Here is a 19,047-nt window from a genome sequence, read left to right on the forward strand (position 1 = left end):
GCCATGACCGCCACCACCGCCCTCTCGGCGCCATCCGCGCCCACGCACCCCGCCGCCGGCCGCTCCCCCGCCCCCGCCGCCCGCCGCCGCGCCGCGCTGCACTGGATCGCCGTGCACACGGTCGCCATCGCCGCCGCGCTCTTCTTCATCCTGCCCTTCGTCTTTGTCTTCCTGACCTCGGTGATGAGCGATGACCAGGCGCTGAGCGGCGATCTGTGGCCCACCGAATGGAACTGGTCGAATTACGCCGATGTCTTCAACACTCCGGGCTTTCTGGACTGGTGGCGTAATTCGCTGATGTACGCCGGGCTCGGCACCCTGTTCACGGTCTGTTCCTCCATTCCGGTGGCCTACGCCCTCGCCAAATTCCGCTTCCGCGGTCGCCGCACCGCCATGATCATGGTCATCTCCACGATGATGCTGCCGCCGCAGGTGATCGTGATCCCGATGTATCTGGTCTGGGCCTAGCAGCTTCATCTGTCGGGTTCGCTGTGGCCACTGATCATTCCGATGGCGTTCGGCGACGCGTACTCCATCTTTCTGCTGCGTCAGTTCCTGCTGACGATTCCCCGGGAGTACCTGGAATCGGCGAAGGTCGACGGCAGCGGTGAACTCGGCACGCTGCTGCGCATCGTGGTCCCGATGGCCAAGCCGGGGATCGCGGCCGTCGCGCTCTTCCAGTTCTTCTACTGCTGGAACGACTACTTCGGCCCGCAGATCTACGCCGCGCAGAATCCGGGCGCCTGGACGCTCAGTTATGGCCTGGAGAGCTTCAAGAGCGCGCACAGCGTCAACTGGAATCTGACGATGGCCGCGACCCTGCTCGTCATGGCCCCCGTCATCATCATCTTCTTCTTCGCTCAGAAAGCCTTCGTCGAAGGCGTCACACTGACAGGAGTCAAAGGTTGAAGCTCGCAGTCGTGGGGGGCGGATCCACCTACACCCCCGAACTCATCGACGGGTTCGCCCGGTTGCGGGACGCGCTCCCGCTGGAGGAGCTCGTCCTGGTCGACCCGGCCGCCGACCGGCTGGAGCTGGTCGGCGGGCTGGCGCGCAGGATCTTCGCCAAGCAGGGCCACCCGGGCACCATCTCGTGGACCGACGACCTGGACGCGGGCGTGGACGGCGCGGACGCGGTCCTGCTGCAGCTGCGGGTCGGCGGCCAGGCCGCGCGGAATCAGGACGAGACCTGGCCGCTGGAGTGCGGCTGCGTCGGACAGGAGACCACCGGCGCGGGCGGGCTGGCCAAGGCGCTGCGCACGGTGCCGGTGGTGCTGGACATCGCCGAGCGGGTGCGGCGCCGCAACCCCGACGCCTGGATCGTGGACTTCACCAACCCGGTCGGAATCGTGACCCGGGCGCTGCTCACCTCCGGGCACCGGGCGGTCGGCCTGTGCAATGTCGCCATCGGCTTCCAGCGGAAGTTCGCGAAGCTGCTGGGTGTCACCCCCGGCGAGGTGACGCTGGAGCATGTGGGCCTGAACCACCTCACCTGGGAGCGCGCGGTGCGCATCGGCGGCACCGACGGCGAGGATGTGCTGCCCAAGCTGCTCGCGGAGCACGGCGAGGCGATCGCCGAGGATCTGCGGATGCCGCGCACGCTGGTGGACCGGCTCGGCGTCGTCCCCTCGTACTATCTGCGCTACTTCTACCAGCACGACGCGGTGGTGAGGGAGCAGCGCACCAAGCCGTCCCGGGCGGCGGAGGTCGCGGCGATCGAGCGTGAGCTGCTGGAGATGTACGGCGATCCGACTCTGGACGAGAAGCCCGAGCTGCTCGGCAAGCGCGGCGGGGCGTTCTACTCGGAGGCGGCGGTCGATCTCACCTCGTCCCTGCTGGGCGACACCGGTGAGGTGCGGATCGTCAATACGCTCAACAACGGCACCCTGCCCTTCCTGCCCGACGACGCGGTGATCGAGGTCCCGGCGGCCGTCAACGCACAGGGCGCGAAGCCACTGCCCGTGCGCCCCCTCGAGCCCCTGTTCGCCGGCCTGGTCGCCAATGTCACGGCGTACGAACACCTGGCGCTGGAGGCGGCGTTGAAGGGCGGCCGGGAGCGGGTCTTCCAGGCACTGCTGTCCCACCCCCTCATCGGCCAGATCGAATACGCCGAGAAGCTGACCGACGACCTCATCGCGCACAACCGGGAGCATCTGGCGTGGGCCTGACCCAGACCGTATCGACCCCCTCTCCTTCCCCTTCGTCTTCTTCCTCCACTTCCTCCGCCGCCGCCCCGGAGCGGTCGGTCCTGGCGATCGACGCGGGCAACAGCAAGACCGATGTCGCGCTCGTCGGCCCGGACGGCTCCGTCCTCGGCGCGGCCCGCGGCGGCGGCTTCCAGCCGCCCGTCGTGGGCGCCGAGGCCGCGGTCGGCTCGCTCGCGCCCCTGGTGGAGGACGCGGCGCGGCAGGCAGGCGGGTCCGGTCCACCGCGCGTGGGGCATATCTCGGCATGCCTGGCCAACGCCGATCTGCCCAGCGAGGAGGAGGAGCTGACGGGCGTACTGGCCGATCGCGGCTGGGGCGCCACCGTCACGGTCGCCAACGACACCTTCGCCCTGCTGCGGGCCGGGGTCGCCGACGACGGCGAGCCGACCGGCGTCTCCGTGGTCTGCGGCGCGGGCATCAACTGCGCCGGGATCGGGCACGGCGGCCGGGTGGCCCGCTTCCCCGCCATCGGCCGGATCTCCGGCGACTGGGGCGGCGGGGGCTATCTGTCGGAGGAGGCGCTGTGGTGGGCGGCACGCGCGGAGGACGGCCGCGGCGAACCGACCGAGCTGGCCCGCGCCCTGCCCGCGCAGTTCGGCCTGACCACCATGTACGAGCTGATCGAGGCGCTGCATCTGGGCCGGCTGGACGCGGCCCGGCGGCATGAACTGACGCCGGTGCTCTTCGCGGTGGCCGACGCCGGCGACGAGATCGCCCGGGCGATCGTCGACCGCCAGGCGGAGGAGGTGGTGACCATGGCCACGGTCGCCCTCGGCCGCCTCGATCTGCTGGGCGAGGAGACGCCCGTCGTGCTGGGCGGCGGGGTGCTCGCGGCCCGCCATCCGCTGCTGGACGACCGGATCCGCGAACTGCTGGCGGAGCGCGCCCCGAAGGCCGAGCCGCGGGTGGTCACCGCACCGCCGGTGCTGGGCGCCGCGCTGCTGGGCCTGGACCGCGCCGGCGCGCCCGAGGCGGCGTACACCCGGCTGCGCGCGCACTACGCCCCAGCTGATGACGCGGAAAGTGGAACCGAAAGTCCGTCCGAAGCGTAATGAAAAGGGGAGGGAAGATCGCGATCCGAACAAGATCCAGGCTCGACCGGTGACCTCTCCTGGCGCCGCGGTCCATACTGCTGCGACACCGACCGCGACACCAACTACGGAATCCGGGCCAAGGGGGAGGTCTTGTGTCATACCCGCCGACCACCGGCAGAGCCGCGCCGCCACCCGCGCCCGCGGCCCCGCCGCGGACCGCGTGGCGTGAAGGGCTCGACCGGGCACGGGCGGCGGCGACGACCGAGCCCGGCCGGCTGCGCGTCATCGGGGCGGTCCTGGCCGCGCTGGTGATCGCGTTCGGCGCGGTCACGGCCTGGCAGGTCTCCGACCGGCAGACCGCGGCGGACGCCGTGGCCGAGCGCAGCCAGCCGCTGAGCGCCGACGCGGCGCAGATCTACCGCTCCCTGGCCGACGCGGACACCACGGCGACCAGGGGCTTCCTGGCGGGCGGCCAGGAGCCCGCCCAGGTCCGCAAGCGCTATGTGCAGGACATCGACACCGCCTCCAAGCTGCTGGTGAGCGCCGCCGCCAATACCGGGGGCTCGGCCTCCGCCCGCGAGGAGATACGGAAGATCAACCAGCTGCTGCCGGTCTACACCGGTCTGGTCGACTCCGCGCGCGCCAACAACCGCCAGGGGCTGCCGCTGGGCGGCGCCTATCTGCGCTATGCCAACGACACCATGCGCAGCCGGCTGCTGCCCGCCGCGGGCAGGCTCTATCAGGCCGAGACCGCCCGGCTCGGGGATGACTACGAGGACGCCGAGGCATGGCCGTGGGTGGCGATCGGCACCGGCCTGGTCGCCCTGGGCGCGCTGGGGTGGGCCCAGCGCCGCCACTACCAGCGGACGAACCGGGTGCTCAACCACGGCATGCTCGCCGCCACGGCCGCCTCCACGGTGGTGATGCTGTGGCTGGTGGTCGGCCATGCGGTCGCCAGCACCGAGCTCGGCGACTCCAACGACCACGGGGCGAAGTCCCTCCAGGTACTCAACGAGGCGCGGATCGACTCCCTGCGGGCCCGCGCCGACGAGAATCTGACCCTGGTGGCGCGCGGCGCGGTCGTCGTCGACGAGGACGGCTCCAACAAGGGCAAGGACGCCTACGAGGTCAGCTACGGCTCGCGGATGTCCGCGCTCGTGGGGAAGTCGTCCGGCGGCCGTCCCGCGGAGGGCGGCCTGCTGGACAAGGCGCGCGCCCTCGCGGACGACGACGCGGGCCGCGAACCGCTGGAGAAGGCCGCCGACCGGGTCAAGGAGTGGCAGGTGCGGCACAAGGCCGCCCGCACCGCCGATGACGCGGGCGACTACAAGACCGCGCTGACCAAGGTCATCGGCGCGAAGGACAGCACTGGCGAGTCCTTCGACGCGGTGGACAGCAAGCTGGCCGAGGCCCTCGCCCACGAGCAGCGCGAGTTCCAGCAGGCCGCCGACGACGGGCGCGGCGCGTTCACCGCCATGGCACTGGGCGCCGGGGTGCTGGCCGTGCTGGGAGCCGCGGGCGCGTTGCTGGGCATAGGCCGCAGACTGTCGGAGTACCGATGAGGACGATGGGGGGCGGAAGCATGCGATCGCTGCGATCGGCCGCCGCGGTGACGGTATGCGCCCTGGGCGTGGCCACGGCCATCGCGGTGCCGGCGATGATGGACGACGGCGGCGACGGCGACAGCAAGGGCGGTGCCGCGCGCCCGCAGACGATGCGGGCCGGCACCGAGGCCGAGGCCGCGGCGGACAGCTGCCGCAATCCCGAGGCGAGCCTGCGCCCGTCCAGCGCCAGCGGTCCGGCCATCAAGCGGATCAAGAACCGCGAGGTCAACGGCCACAAGCTCAACAAGCTGATCGCCGGCGTCGACCAGAACAGCTACCGCTGGGGATACCGCGATCCGGCCACCGGCGACCTCACCGGGTTCGACATCGACCTGGTGCGCGCCATAGCCGAGGACATATTCGGCGATCCGGACGCGGTCATCTTCCGCACCATCCCCACCAGCCAGCGCATCAAGGCCCTGCAGCAGGGCAAGGTGGACGTCGTGGTGCGCACCATGACCATCAACTGCGACCGGATCAAGGACGTCGCGTTCTCCACCGCGTACTTCCAGGCCGGACAGCAGGTGCTGGTCGCCGACGACTCGTCCATCACCGGCTACAACAAGACCCTGCGCGGCAAGAAGGTCTGCACCGCGCAGGGTTCCACCGCCGAGGCCGAGCTGGACAAGCCGGACACCGGGGCCGAGCATCTGGGCGCGATCAAGGTCAAGCCCGTTCCCAACCAACTGGATTGCCTGGTCAGGCTGCAACTCGGCGAGGTGGACGCGGTGATCACCGACAATGCGCTGGCGGCCGGCCAGGCGGCCCAGGACCCCTCCGTCAAGCTGGTCGGCTCGCGATTCACCGATGAGCTCTACGGCGTGGCGATGAACAAGGACGACGACGACCTGGTACGCCGGGTCAACAAGGTTCTGGAGAACTACCGCCAGGGCGGTGTCGGCAGCCCCTGGATGCAGGCCTACCAGAAGTGGCTCGCCAAGGACTTCAGCACGGCACAGGAGAATCCGGCACCACCCGCCCCCGAATACAAGGACTAGCGCCGGGCCCCGGACACATCGGGCCCGAGCAAGGATCACAGACCGGCAAGGATTAGCACCCGCCTCACACGCGTAGGGATGACGCTGCGGACGGATCACACAATGGTTACGGACATGGAGAGGTGATCGATGGGGGTCCCGGGACCCTTCCCCAGCTTCGCGGGGGCACCCGACGGCCCGGTCATGGGCCGTGAGGAGGTGGACCGCGCGCTGGCGAAGCTCGCCGCCGAACACGAGGCGATCGAGTCCTCGCTGCTCGCCCTCCAGGACCACGCGGGCAGAAGGCTTCTCGAGGGCGCCGAGCTGACGGGCCTCACCAAGGACCGGTGGTCCACCACCGAGCAGGCCATCTCTCTCCTGTGGAGCTACTTCGACGCGTACTCCGAGGCCCTCACTCGCGCCCGTGAGCTGCGCTCCCGTCACCGCTGGCCGACGCAGGAAGAGCTGACCGAGCTCACCGAGCTGCTGTGCGGCACCGCGATCACCCTGCCCAGCAGCGCCACCCTCGGCGGCTCGCCCCTGCTCAGCGAGGAGTTGAGCCTGGACCGGCTGGTCGACCGGATGAACCGCTGGTACGCGGAGGCTCTTGGCGTCATCGTCAGCGCCGACGCCGTATGGTCCGCGCTGCCCGCCCGGATCGACATGCTCTCCGCCGAGCTGCACCGCACCCGTTCGCTCGCCCACTCGGTCGGGGTGCGCCCCGGCGAGCACCCCTCGGGGGACGATCTGGAGCAGATCACCGCCGAGCTGACCGCGCTGCGCGCCGAGGTGGTCTCCGACCCGCTGGCCTTCTGGAAGCCGGCCGGCGGCAGCTCCGCGCCCGGCGGCGGCAGCCCCGACACCCAGCGCTATGACCGCTCGGCCCGCGCCCTGGAGGATGTGCGACGGGAGATCGAGGCGGTCCTGGATGTGCGGCAGGACGCCGAGCGGCGGCTGATGCGGCTGCGGGATGTGCTCTCCCGCGCCGATCGCACCCTGGCGGAGGCGCGCCAGGCGCGCGGTGAGGTGCTCGCGAAGATCGCGGCGTCGGAGGTTCCGGCCGTCAGCGGCCCGCCGACCGCGCTGCACGAGCAGCTGGTCGCCGCCGCCGACTACCGCAGGCGCTCCCAGTGGCACCGGCTCTCGCCCCTGCTGGAGAGCCTGGAGCAGCGCGCCGACGACGAATTGCTGCGGGCCCGCGAGTCGTTGACCGCGGTCACCGCGCCGCTGGCGGTCCGGGCCGAGCTGCGCGGCCGTCTCGACGCGTACAAGGCGAAGGTCGCCCGCCACGGCATGGCGGAGGATTCGATGCTGGTGGAGCGGTATGACGTGGCCCGCCGGATGCTGTGGAGCGCCCCGTGTGATCTGCGGGCGGCCGAGCAGGCCGTGCTGCGCTATCAGCAGGCGGCGGCCGAGGCCCTGGTGCCACGCCAGACGGGCCCGGCCGACGAAGGTATCGAGGGAGGCACGAAATGACTGCGGCGGTCGCCGCCTGCCAGCGGCGTGACTGCGGCGGGTCCTACGAGGACGTGGGCGGAGGTGAGCTGTACTGCGATGTCTGCGGTATGGCTCCGGTCGTCTCACCGCAGGGGTTGGTGGCTTCACCGCCCACCGGGATCACCGGGCAGGGCGGACCGGTCGGGGGCTCCTCGTCGTCGGGCGGCGGATCCTCGTCGTCGGTCAGGGGCTCCTCCCTGCCGTCCAGCCCAGGCTCCTCCCCCTTGTCCGGCCGGGACTCCTCGTCCAGCGCCTCGAGCCGGTCGCGTTCGGCACGCTCCTCCTCGTCCCGGCGCTCGGTCTCCGGGCGGCTGTCCCGCTCCATGTCCGGGGTCTCCTCGTCGCGTTCGGTCTCGGTGCGCAGCTCCCGCACCTCCACCGCGGCCTCCTCGGGGCGGAACGCACTGGGCGCCGGTCTGGTCAGCGTCCCGGATGTGCCGCGCCCCGATCCTCGGACGGCGGTGCTCGCGGACCCCGAGGTCCCCGAGCGGAAGCGGTTCTGCAGCCGCGGGGACTGCGGTGCCCCGGTGGGCCGCGCCCGCGGCGAGCGGCCGGGCCGCACCGAGGGGTTCTGCACCAAATGCGGCCATCCGTACTCGTTCGTACCGAAGCTGAACCCCGGTGACATCGTCCACGGCCAGTACGAGGTCGCGGGCTGTCTGGCGCACGGCGGGCTCGGCTGGATCTATCTGGCCATCGACCGCGCGGTGTCGGACCGCTGGGTGGTCCTCAAGGGCCTGCTCGACACGGGCGACGAGGAGGCTCTGGCGGCCGCCGTCTCCGAGCGCCGCTTCCTCGCCGAGATCGAGCACTCCAACATCGTCCGGATCTACAACTTCGTCGAGCATCTCGACCAGCGCACCGGCAGCCTCGACGGCTACATCGTCATGGAGTACGTAGGCGGCAAGTCCCTCAAGGACATCGCCAACGCCCTGCGCACCACCGACGGCCGGCGCAATCCGCTGCCCGTCGAGCAGGCGTGCGCCTACGGCATCGAGGCGCTGGAGGCGCTCGGCCATCTGCACAGCCGCAATCTGCTCTACTGCGACTTCAAGGTCGACAACGCCATTCAGCAGCAGGACCAGCTCAAGCTGATCGACATGGGCGCGGTCCGGCGGATGGACGACCACGACAGCCCCATCTACGGAACGGTCGGCTACCAGGCCCCCGAGATCGCCGAGACCGGCCCGTCGGTCGCCTCCGATCTCTACACGGTGGCGCGCACCCTGGCCGTGCTCACCTTCGACTTCCAGGGCTATACCAACGTCTTCGTGGACAGCCTGCCGGACCCCGAGCACATCGAGGTCTTCCGGCGCTATGAATCCTTCTACCGGCTGCTGGTGCGGGCCACCGACCCGGACCCGGGGCGCCGCTTCGCCTCCGCGCGGGAGATGGCCGACCAGCTCACCGGGGTGCTGCGGGAGGTCGTGGCGCTGCAGACCGGGCGGCCCCGGCCGGCCCTGTCCACCCTCTTCGGGCCCGAACCACGCGTCGTGGACACCGAGTTGTTCGCCGACGACGGCCAGGATCCGTCCCTGCTGGGCGCCCGGCCCCTCGGCCGGGGCGCCACCGCGCCCGTCCCCGCGCAGCGGCCGCCGGGCCCGCTGGCCCTGCCGCTGCCCGCCATCGCCACCCTGGAAGGCGGAGCCACCGCGCTGGCGCTCCCGGTGCCGCTGGTGGACCCGGACGACCCCAACGCCGGATTCCTGGCCGGGCTGCTGGCCGCCGACCCCGCCGAGGTGAGCGCCGCGCTGCGGACCGCGCCCGTCGACTCGGTCGAGCTGCGGCTGCGCCGGGTCCGCGCCCAGCTGGAGCTGAGCCAGGAGCATGACGCGGGCGTCGCGCTCACCGGCCTGGAGGCCGCGTACAGCGACGACTGGCGGATCGTCTGGTACCGGGGGCTGCACGCACTGGCCACCGGCGACCGCGAGACGGCCGCGCTCTCCTTCGACGCCGTCTACGACGCGTTCCCCGGTGAGCCCGCGCCGAAGCTGGCGCTCGGCGTCTGCGCCGAGGTCCTGGGCCAGTTGGACAACGCGGCGGAGTACTACCGCCTGGTGTGGGCCACCGACCCCAGCTTTGTGAGCGCCGCCTTCGGCCTCGCCCGGGTCCTGCTGTGCTCCGGGGACCGGGCGGGCGCGGTGCGGGCCCTGGAGTCGGTCCCGGAGTCCTCGATCCACTACACGGCGGCGCGGGTCGCCGCCGTACGGGCCCGGCTGCGCCAGCGCGCCCCGTACGACGCCCTGCTGGGCGATCTGGCGGCCTCGGCCGCCCAGGTCGAGCGGCTGGGCGAGTTCGGGCTGGACGCGGTGCGGCGCGAGCGGCTGCGTACGGAGGTCCTGGGCAGTGCCCTCGATTGGGTACTGTCCGGCAGCAGCGGGGCGCCCCCGGGACACAACCGGCCGCCTCTGCTCGGCAGCAGCCTGGACGAGCGCGGGCTGCGCTTCGGATTGGAGCGCTCGTACCGGGTACTCGCCAGACTCGCGCAGCGAGGCGAGGAGAGGATCGAACTGGTGGAGCGGGCCAACCGTTTCCGCCCCAGGACGTGGGTGTGATCGATGTCGCAGATGCCGCAGCCAGCCCAGCTGTCAGCCTGCCCGACCTGTGATGAGCCGCCGCAGGCGGGGGACAGATACTGCGATCAGTGCGGTGCGGATCTGGCGGCGGCGGCCGCGTCGGCGGCGCAGACGCCCGGCGACCGGCCGGTGCCTCCGCGGCTGAACGGCGCGGCGTGGTCCCCCCATCCGGAACCGGAGCCGGACGACTACGAGCTGGCCGCCCCGGCCCCCGACGGGTACGAGCTGGCTACCGCGGCCCCCGACGGGTACGGGCAGCCGGCCGATCCGCGGGCCGCCGGGGCGCTCGGCGCGCCCGAGGCGGCGCCGCCCACCGAGACCGGCACCCCCGCGGAGATCGACACGGGGGTCAACGCGAGTACGCACACCAGCGCGGCGACCAGCACGGGCAGCATGGCGGGCGCCGGCACCGGGGCGGGCCCCCGGCTGCCCGGCGGGGAGCACCGTCCCCGGTGCGCCGCGTGCCAGGAGGGCACCATCGACCAGGACGGATACTGCGAGCGCTGCGGACACGCCCAGGCACGCGAACGCGACCATATGGAGAGCGAGTTGGAGGGCATCGCGGCGGCCAGCGACCGAGGGCTGCGGCATCACCGCAATGAGGACGCGTTCGCGGTGTCCGCCGCCGAGCTGCCCGACGGCTCACCGGTCATGGTCGCGGTGGTGTGCGACGGCGTCTCCTCGGCCACCCGCCCCGACGACGCCTCGGCCGCCGCGGCCCATGCGGCCGGTGAGGCGCTGCGGACCTCGCTGCCGCGCGGCGCCCACCCCCAGCAGGCCATGAACGAGGCGATCGTCGCCGCCGCCGAGGCGGTCAACTCCCTGGCCCTGGACACCGGCGCGGCCGCCGCGCACCACGAGGGCCAGCGCCATCAGAACGCACCGGCGTGCACCATCGTCAGCGCCGTCGTCACCAGCGACATCCTCACCATCGGCTGGGTCGGCGACAGCCGCGCCTACTGGGTCCCCGACGACCGTACGGCCCCGCCCGCCCGGCTCACCGAGGACGACTCCTGGGCGGCCCAGATGGTGGCCGCGGGGCTGATGTCGGAGGCGGAGGCGTACGCGGACGAGCGGGCCCACGCCATCACCGGCTGGCTCGGGGCGGACGCCTATGAGCTGGAGCCCCACACCGCCTCCTACAAACCGGACCGGCCGGGCGTCGTGGTGGTGTGCACCGACGGGCTGTGGAACTACGCGGAATCGGCGGAGCAGATGGCCCGCGCGGTGCCGTCGGACGCCCGCTCCCGGCCGCTGAACACCGCCCAGATCCTGGTCGGCCACGCCCTCGACGGCGGGGGCCACGACAACGTAACAGTGGCGGTCGTGCCGTTCCCCGCAGCCCCGGGCCGGGCAGGATCCGCCTGACGGTCGCCAAGGAGCGGATGACATGGCCCATTTCTCGACGCCCGACGCGCCGCGGTTCTCGGTCGAGGTCTACCAGAACGAGTACCTCCCCGAGGGAGGCCACGAGGTGAACGCGATCATCACCGTGACCTCGTCCGGCGGCGGGGCCGCCGCGGGAGGCCCGCCGATCCCCGCTCCCGCCGCCGCGCCCGATGTGTACGACGGCATCCCGGCCACGTACGGCGGCGTCCCCGGCGCGTACGACGGCGGGAGCGTCCCGGGCGGTGCCGCCGCCCGCGCGGCCGTGGTGATCATGGTGGACTGCTCCGGCTCGATGGACTATCCGCCGACGAAGATGCGCCACGCACGGGAGGCGACCGCCGCCGCCATCGACACGGTGCGCGACGGTGTCGCCTTCTCCGTGGTGGCGGGCACCCATAAGGCGGTCGAGGTCTTCCCGAGGAACGGGCAGCTGGCCATCGCCGATCCGCTCACCCGTGCCCAGGCCAAGGAGGCGCTGCGGAGTTTGAGTCCGGGCGGCGGCACCGCGATCGGCACCTGGCTGCTGCTGGCCGATCTGCTGCTCGGCTCCGCCGATGCCACGATCCGGCACGGCATTCTGCTCACCGACGGCCGGAACGAGCACGAGGAGCCGGCGCGGCTGCGGGCGGTGCTCGACGCCTGCGCGGGCCGCTTCACCTGCGACGCCCGCGGGGTGGGCACCGACTGGGAGGTCGAGGAGGTCACCGGGATCGCCTCCGCCCTGCTCGGCACGGCCGATATCGTCGCCGATCCCGCCGGACTCTCCGCGGACTTCACGCGGATGATGGAGGCGGCGATGGGCAAGGAGATCGCCGACGTCAGCCTCCGGCTGTGGACCCCCAAGGGCGCCGAGGTGGCGTATGTGAAACAGGTCGCACCGACGGTCGAGGATCTGACCGCCCGCCGCGTCGAGGCCGGTCCGCGCGCGGGCGACTATCCCACCGGGTCCTGGGGCGATGAGTCCCGCGACTACCACCTGTGTGTGAGAGTTCCGGCGGCGGAGGTCGGCCAGGAGATGCTCGCGGCCAGGATTTCCCTGGTCCAGCCGCCGCCCGAGGGAGTCGGCAGTCCGCCGAGCCCGCTGGCCCAGGGGCTGGTACGCGCGGTGTGGACGGCTGACCTGGCCGTCTCCACCGCGATGAATCCGCAGGTGGCGCACTATACGGGCCAAGCCGAACTGGCCCAGGTCATCCAACAGGGCATGAATGCCCGCAAGTCCGGCGATGCCGAACAAGCGACCGCGAAGCTGGGGCGTGCCGTACAGCTGGCGACCGCATCGGGGAACGAGGACACGGCGAAACTGCTTGCGAAGGTGGTGGACGTCCTCGATGTGGGGGCAGGTACTGTGCGACTGAAGGCGAAGGTCGCGGAGGCGGACGAGATGACACTCGAAACGCGCTCCACCAAGACAGTTCGCGTTAAGAAGTAGCACATAACCAGCACTCACGTAGCACTTCTCGGCAGAAACACCGAGAAAGCCACAAGAGGGGGATCCGACATGCCGACCTGTCCCAACGGCCACCACTCGGCGGCCGACGACTGGTGCGAGGTGTGTGGCCACCGGATGTCGGGGACACCCATGCCCTCCGGTGCCGTCTCGCCACCTCCGCCACAGCCCGCGCCGGGTGGCCACGGCATGCCCGTGCCACCGGGCGGCTACGGGAGTCCGGGGCCGGGCGGCCCACCGCCGCCCGGCGGCGCGGGGGGCTACGGCTATCCGGCGCAGCAGCAGGAGCTGTGCCCGCAGTGCCGTACGCCGCGTGAGGCGCAGGCTCCGTTCTGCGAGGAGTGCCGGTTCAACTTCCAGACGCATACGCCTTCTCCGTACGGTCCGCCGCAGGGCGGTTACGCGCCGCCACAGCAGCCGGGCCCCGGGGTGCCGCATGTCCCGCACCCGGGGCAGGGCGGCGCCGGTCACTCCTCCGGTCCGGGGTTCGGCGGCAACGACTGGACGCTTCCGCCGCCGCAGCAGGGGGGCACGCCCCCGCACGGCGCACCGCAGCAGGGCGCCCCGGGCCACGGCCAGGGCGGGCCCCCGGCCGCGCCGCAGTACGGCTACGGCTACCCCCAGGCCCCCGCGCCCCCGGCCCAACCGTACGGGAACGAGGGGTACGCCCCGCCCCAGCAGCAGGGGCCGGGCCACCAGCAGCAGCACCCCGGCGCCCCGCAGCACTCGACGCCGCCCGGCGGCGCCCAGTTCGGCCAAGGCGGGGCTCCGTCGTCGGCGCCCGGCAACTGGATAGCCGTCGTCGCCCCGGACCGTGAGTACTTCATGGCGATGATGAACCGCAGCGGCCCGGAGGCCGCCGGGCTGAACCTCCCGGCCTACTCCCCCGAGCAGCAACTGCCGCTCAACGGCGGCCAGATCACCATCGGCCGCCGCCGCCACAGCACCGGTGAGGCCCCCGACATCGACCTCGGGCGCCCGCCCGAGGACCCGGGCGTCTCACATCAGCACGCGCTCCTCGTCCAGCAGCCCGACGGCGTCTGGGCGGTCGTCGACCAGGACTCGACGAACGGGACGACGATCAACGGCGGCGAGGAGCCGATCCAGCCGTTCGTGCCGGTCCCGCTCCGGGACGGCGACCGCGTCCACGTCGGTGCCTGGACGACGATCACGGTGCGCCGGGGCTGAGGCCGGGACGGGCGGCGGGGCGGGCCCGGAGGTCCGGTGCTGCGCCGCGCGCAGGGCCGGAGGGCTAGAAGGGCTGAAGGCCGGGCTGAAGGCCGGGCTAAAGGCCGCTGGGAGGGCCCAGCGGCCAGCCGTAGGCGCCCTCCGGGTCGTCCAGCCAGGCCCATTGGCGCTCGCCCCGCACCGTTACCCCGTAACGCTCCCGCCCCGGCCTGCCCTCGTGCTCCCACAGCGCGAGGGCCTCGACCGGTTCCAGATGGCCCGCGGCCACGTTCAGCAGGAAGCGGAAGGAGTCGTCCAGCAGCGGCCGGGACGGCAGCCCGTGGGTGGGCACCTGAGGCGGCGGGCCGCTGCCGCGCAGCGGAACGAAGTACGCGGGCATGGCCAGAAAGTGCCCCTGCGCATGGCGGGCGTCGGCGACCCTCAGGGCGATCAGCCCGGTCGCGAGCGGCGTCAGGATCAGCGCGCCCGGCCGGCACTGGCCGATCCATGCGGACGGGATGGACGCCACGGCGCAGGTGGCGATGATCCGGTCGTAGGGAGCGTGCAGCGGGCAGCCGCGCGCCCCGTCGCCCGTGACGACCGCGGGGCGGAATCCGGCGGCGGCCAGATGGTTGCGGGCGGCCTCGGTGATCTCCGGGTCGAGGTCGAGGGTCGTGACGTGGGTGTCGCCGAGCCGATGGGCCAGCAGCGCGGCGTTGTAGCCGGTGCCCGCGCCGATCTCCAGCACCCGGTCCCCGTCCCGCACCTGGAGCGCCTGGAGCATCCGTGCCATCAGTGACGGCTGGCTGCTGGAGCTGATCAGCTCACCGTCGCGCACCCGCGTGGCGAGCGGGGCGTCCGCGTACGCGCCGGCCAGCCAGCGGGCCCGCCGCAGCGGGTGGGGGTCGTCGCGCCACAGCCGGGTGTAGCCGACCGTCCCATACGCCGCACCGGCCTTTGCCGCCCCTGCTGTCTCACGGCCCGGTGCACCTGCCGAGCCCGTGCCTGCCACACCCGCCGCACCTGCCGTACGTGCCGTGCCTGCCACACCCGCCGCACCTGCCGTACGTGCCGTGCCTGCCGCACCCGCCGCACCTGCCGTACGTGCCGTGCCTGCCGCGCCTGCCGCCGTACCTGGCGTAGTAGCCGCCGCACCTGCCGTGCCTGCCGCACCCGCCGCACCCGCCGTACGTGCCGCCGCACCCGCCTCCCCGGCCTCGTAGTAGTAGGGCACGAAGAGATGGCGCGGCACCTCCTCGAAGGCCGCCCGCCAAGCGGGGTCCGTGAGCCCGCCGCCCGCCACGATCTCCCGGACCAGCCCGGCCCGTACCGCCGCGGCCTCCTCGGCGCACACATCGGCCTCCTGGCCCATACGCCTCCCCCGCGCCACACGCTCCACGGCGTCCGGCGCACTGCGTGTGTCACCGCCCGTGCTGCCCATGACTCCACTCTCCTGCGCCCGCCCCGCGGCCGCGACCCACGCCCCCTTTTCCAGCCGGGGGTGTCTGAGACCATGGGGGCGTGAAAGAGATTCCGCGAGGCACACTTCAGGAGCAGACCTTCTACGAGCAGGTCGGCGGCGAGCAGACCTTCCGGCGTCTGGTCCACCGCTTCTACCAGGGGGTCGCCGAGGACCCGCTGCTCCGGCCGATGTACCCCGAGGACGACCTGGGACCGGCCGAGGAACGACTCGTACTCTTCCTGATGCAGTACTGGGGCGGCCCCCGCACCTACAGCGACAACCGCGGCCACCCGCGGCTGCGCATGCGCCACGCCCCCTTCACCGTGAACCGCGCCGCCCATGACGCCTGGCTGCGCCATATGCGCGACGCGGTCGACGAGCTGGAGCTGGCCCCGGAACTCGAGGGCCAGCTGTGGCGCTACCTCACCTACGCCGCCGCCTCCATGATCAACACGGAGGGCTGACCGTCTGAGCCCGTAGGGCTCACCCCGGGGCTCAGGCGGGTGTGACGGACAGGCCGGAGAGGCCCGACGTACGCACCGCGATCGAGCCGTACGGAGTGCGCAGCCTCAGCCAGCCGCCCGCGGCGAGCAGCGCCAGAGGCTCGGCCGTGGGGCCGGGCGTGGCCGTGGCCACACCGCCCCCGGCCCCGGCACTGGTGGCGGCCGGCGCCGCCGCCCGGACCGGGCGCAGGAAGCCCAGCGACTGGGCGGCATGCACGGCGCGCAGCGGGAGCCCGGTGTCGCCGAGCGTGCGGGACCAGATCTCATGGCCGATACGGTCGCGCTCGGCGCGCGTACGGCGCTCCTCGGGGAGTTCCGCGTCGCGGGCCCGGAACTCGGCGACGGCGGCGGCGACCGCCCCGTGCACCTCGTCCACGCCCGGCAGGCCGCTCACCCGGCGCCAGCCGCCGCGCGGCGGCAGCACCCCGGCCCACGGCGGACCGGTGACGGCCTTCGGCACGGTGACCACCAGGCCCCGGTCACGGACCTCGGGCCCGTCGGCGGTCCGCCCGGCCCGCGCCGTGTCCAGCGCGTCCCCCAGCTCACCCGCCGAGACCGTCGTATCCAGCACGCCGGGCCCGCTCGCCCCGGCCGTCGTGGTGTCGGTGCCGATGATCGCCTCGAGCCGTGCCGTACGGATCGCGAGGACCTCGAAGGACGGCGGCCGGCCGAAGACGGCGAGCACACCGCCGCCCGCCTGCAGCCGCACCGCCGCCGCCCGGTCGTAGTGGATCAGCCGGGCCAGGAAGGCGGCGAGATCGGCCGCCTCCCCGGCGTCGGCGAAGTGGAGCTCCTGGTCGGCGGCCGTCATACGGCGACGGCCCCCTCCGACCGCTCGGCCCCGCCGGCGGGCTTCGCGGACGCCTTACCGGCGCCCTTCTTCACCGGGTCCGGCTCCAGGTACTCGGTCAGGAACTTCTCCTCTTCCGGGGAGACCCGGCGCGGCCGGCCCTGGTCGAGGTCGTACGGCACGATGCGGGTGGCGGCACGCACATACAGTGCGTCCTCGTCCTTGATCTCGTAGCGCAGGGTGAGATACGCGGCCTTGATCTCCGTCACCCAGGTCTCGATCGTCACCGGGCTGTGCCGGTGGACGAGGGGCTTCAGATAGTCGATCTCATGCCGGGCCACGACCACGCCACCGGTGAACGCGTCACTCCCGTTCCCCGGCGCCAGTCGCCACATGAAGTCGACCCGGGCCTCCTCCAGGTAACGGAGGAAGGTCACGTTGTTGACGTGGCCGAACGCGTCCATGTCGGACCAGCGCAGGGGACAGGGGTAGATATGGCGTGCCATCCACTCAGCCCCGGGTGAGCTTCTTGTAGGTGGCGCGGTGCGGACGGGCCGCGTCCGGGCCGAGCCGCTCGACCTTGTTCTTCTCGTACGACTCGAAGTTGCCCTCGAACCAGAACCACTTGGACTCGCCCTCGTACGCCAGGATGTGCGTGGCGACGCGGTCGAGGAACCAGCGGTCGTGGGAGACGACCACGGCGCAGCCGGGGAAGTCGAGCAGCGCGTTCTCCAGCGAGGACAGGGTCTCGACGTCGAGGTCGTTGGTGGGCTCGTCGAGGAGCAGCAGATTGCCGCCCTGCTTGAGGGTGAGCGCGAGGTTGAGGCGGTTGCGCTCACCGCCCGAGAGCACACCGGCCGGCTTCTGCTGGTCCGGGCCCTTGAAGCCGAACGCGGAGACATAGGCGCGGGACGGCATCTCGACCTGGCCGACGTTGATGTAGTCGAGCTCGTCGGAGACGACCGCCCACAGCGTCTTCTTGGGGTCGATGTTGGCGCGGCTCTGGTCGACGTAGGAGATCTTGACGGTCTCGCCGACCTTGATGCGGCCCGCGTCGGCGGTCTCCAGGCCCTGGATCATCTTGAAGAGCGTGGTCTTCCCGGCACCGTTGGGGCCGATGATGCCGACGATGCCGTTGCGCGGGAGGGTGAAGGAGAGGTCGTCGATGAGGACCTTCTCGCCGAACGCCTTGGAGAGGTTCTCCACCTCGACCACGACACTGCCCAGGCGCGGGCCCGGCGGGATCTGGATCTCCTCGAAGTCCAGCTTCCGGGTCTTCTCGGCCTCGGCGGCCATCTCCTCGTAACGGGTCAGCCGGGCCCTGGACTTGGCCTGGCGGCCCTTGGCGTTGGAGCGGACCCAGTCCAGCTCCTCCTTGAGGCGCTTGGCGCGCTTGGCGTCCTTCTGGCCCTCGACCTTCAGCCGGGCCTGCTTCTTCTCCAGGTAGGTGGAGTAGTTGCCCTCGTAACCGATGGCGCGGCCGCGGTCGAGCTCCAGGATCCACTCGGCCACATTGTCCAGGAAGTACCGGTCGTGGGTGATGGCCACGACGGTGCCCGCGTACTTGGCGAGATGCTGCTCCAGCCAGTTGACGGACTCGGCGTCCAGGTGGTTGGTGGGCTCGTCCAGCAGCAGCAGGTCGGGGGCCTCGAGCAGCAGCTTGCAGAGCGCGACCCGGCGCTTCTCACCGCCGGAGAGGGTGGTGACCGGCCAGTCGCCGGGCGGGCAGCCGAGGGCGTCCATGGCCTGCTCGAGCTGGGCGTCCAGGTCCCAGGCGTTGGCGTGGTCCAGGTCCTCCTGGAGCTTGCCCATCTCCTCCAGCAGCGCGTCGCTGTAGTCGGTCGCCATCTGCTCGGCGATCTCGTTGAAGCGGTCCAGCTTGCCCTTGGTCACCGCCACGCCGTCCTGGACGTTCTCCAGCACGGTCTTGGACTCGTCCAGCGGGGGCTCCTGGAGCAGGATGCCGACGCTGTAGCCGGGCGAGAGGAAGGCGTCACCATTGGACGGCTGCTCCAGGCCCGCCATGATCTTCAGCACCGTCGACTTACCGGCGCCGTTGGGGCCCACGACACCGATCTTCGCGCCGGGCAGAAAGCTCAGCGTGACGTCGTCGAGGATCACCTTGTCGCCGTGCGCCTTGCGCGTCTTGCGCATGGTGTAGATGAACTCAGCCAAGAGAAACCGTCCGGCAATCTGGTAGGTATCGAGGTGCGGCTCCGCCGCGGGGTCCGTATCCGTGGCAGCTCCACCGCATGAGGGTAGATACAGCCATCTTGCCGTACGCCGAGCCCGAGGCGGAAACCCGTTTGGTCCGGCGTGCGGCGTGAGTCCGGCATCCGCGGCCCCGCGGCCCCGGCATCCGCCGCCACCGCGACACGAAGGGCCGGAACCTCC

At 72.1% G+C, this 19,047-nt stretch carries 14 protein-coding genes and 1 pseudogene; 11 read left to right on the forward strand and 4 right to left on the reverse strand.

What is annotated here, in order from left to right; genetic code table 11:
- The first annotated feature begins 3 nt into the window (after positions 1–3).
- From AS97_RS17400 to AS97_RS17445, 10 genes and pseudogenes are all read left to right on the forward strand, one after another.
- Positions 4–909 (forward strand): annotated as a pseudogene (locus tag AS97_RS17400) (carbohydrate ABC transporter permease).
- Positions 906–2,168 (forward strand): 6-phospho-beta-glucosidase, encoded by a 1,263-nt coding sequence (locus AS97_RS17405; RefSeq protein WP_125760037.1) that lies wholly within the window; start codon positions 906–908, stop codon positions 2,166–2,168. Before AS97_RS17400 ends, AS97_RS17405 begins: the two are co-directional and overlap by 4 nt.
- A gap of 80 nt (positions 2,169–2,248) precedes the next feature.
- Positions 2,249–3,259: a BadF/BadG/BcrA/BcrD ATPase family protein gene (locus AS97_RS17410; RefSeq protein ID WP_086709726.1), complete on the forward strand. Its 1,011-nt coding sequence runs from the start codon at positions 2,249–2,251 to the stop codon at positions 3,257–3,259.
- A 134-nt stretch (positions 3,260–3,393) separates the two neighbouring features.
- Positions 3,394–4,803, forward strand: coding sequence for a hypothetical protein (locus AS97_RS17415; RefSeq protein WP_210565240.1), 1,410 nt, complete (start codon positions 3,394–3,396; stop codon positions 4,801–4,803).
- A gap of 20 nt (positions 4,804–4,823) precedes the next feature.
- Positions 4,824–5,843: a glutamate ABC transporter substrate-binding protein gene (locus tag AS97_RS17420; protein ID WP_247204401.1), complete on the forward strand. Its 1,020-nt coding sequence runs from the start codon at positions 4,824–4,826 to the stop codon at positions 5,841–5,843.
- 129 nt (positions 5,844–5,972) lie between these two features.
- Positions 5,973–7,298: a hypothetical protein gene (locus tag AS97_RS17425; protein WP_059145666.1), complete on the forward strand. Its 1,326-nt coding sequence runs from the start codon at positions 5,973–5,975 to the stop codon at positions 7,296–7,298.
- The gene (locus tag AS97_RS17430) at positions 7,295–9,874 is read left to right on the forward strand and encodes a serine/threonine-protein kinase (RefSeq protein ID WP_210565241.1); all 2,580 of its coding nucleotides are present in this window, start codon (positions 7,295–7,297) and stop codon (positions 9,872–9,874) included. The genes AS97_RS17425 and AS97_RS17430 overlap by 4 nt, the downstream gene beginning before the upstream one ends.
- Before the next feature lie 3 nt (positions 9,875–9,877).
- Positions 9,878–11,263 carry a PP2C family serine/threonine-protein phosphatase gene (locus tag AS97_RS17435; RefSeq protein WP_125760033.1) on the forward strand — a complete coding sequence of 462 codons (1,386 nt, stop codon included), beginning with the start codon at positions 9,878–9,880 and terminating at the stop codon, positions 11,261–11,263.
- Positions 11,264–11,285: 22 nt separating this feature from the next.
- Complete coding sequence (locus AS97_RS17440) at positions 11,286–12,713, forward strand: VWA domain-containing protein (RefSeq protein WP_210565242.1); 1,428 nt, start codon at positions 11,286–11,288, stop codon at positions 12,711–12,713.
- Positions 12,714–12,782: 69 nt separating this feature from the next.
- Positions 12,783–13,919 (forward strand): FHA domain-containing protein, encoded by a 1,137-nt coding sequence (locus AS97_RS17445; RefSeq protein WP_059145663.1) that lies wholly within the window; start codon positions 12,783–12,785, stop codon positions 13,917–13,919.
- A 97-nt stretch (positions 13,920–14,016) separates the two neighbouring features.
- Here AS97_RS17445 and AS97_RS17450 read toward each other — a convergent pair whose 3' ends face one another.
- Positions 14,017–15,270 carry a methyltransferase domain-containing protein gene (locus AS97_RS17450; protein ID WP_247204812.1) on the reverse strand — a complete coding sequence of 418 codons (1,254 nt, stop codon included), beginning with the start codon at positions 15,268–15,270 and terminating at the stop codon, positions 14,017–14,019.
- Positions 15,271–15,419: 149 nt separating this feature from the next.
- Here AS97_RS17450 and AS97_RS17460 point away from each other — a divergent pair, with 149 nt between their 5' ends.
- Positions 15,420–15,824, forward strand: a complete 405-nt coding sequence (locus AS97_RS17460; protein ID WP_059145662.1) for a globin — start codon at positions 15,420–15,422, stop codon at positions 15,822–15,824.
- Positions 15,825–15,855: 31 nt separating this feature from the next.
- Here the strand turns inward: AS97_RS17460 and AS97_RS17465 are convergent, their stop codons facing one another.
- Genes AS97_RS17465 through ettA form a run of 3 tightly spaced genes read right to left on the reverse strand, consistent with a single transcriptional unit; the run spans position 15,856 to position 18,828 of the window.
- Positions 15,856–16,674 (reverse strand): hypothetical protein, encoded by an 819-nt coding sequence (locus AS97_RS17465; RefSeq protein WP_210565243.1) that lies wholly within the window; start codon positions 16,672–16,674, stop codon positions 15,856–15,858.
- Complete coding sequence (locus tag AS97_RS17470; protein ID WP_059145660.1) at positions 16,671–17,159, reverse strand: thioesterase family protein; 489 nt, start codon at positions 17,157–17,159, stop codon at positions 16,671–16,673. Before AS97_RS17470 ends, AS97_RS17465 begins: the two co-directional genes overlap by 4 nt.
- Positions 17,160–17,163: 4 nt before the next feature.
- The gene (gene ettA, locus AS97_RS17475; protein ID WP_059145659.1) at positions 17,164–18,828 is read right to left on the reverse strand and encodes an energy-dependent translational throttle protein EttA; all 1,665 of its coding nucleotides are present in this window, start codon (positions 18,826–18,828) and stop codon (positions 17,164–17,166) included.
- Positions 18,829–19,047: the final 219 nt, after the last annotated feature.

This window comes from Streptomyces sp. AgN23 (genome assembly GCF_001598115.1).
Classification (GTDB): Bacteria; Actinomycetota; Actinomycetes; order Streptomycetales; family Streptomycetaceae; genus Streptomyces; species Streptomyces antimycoticus.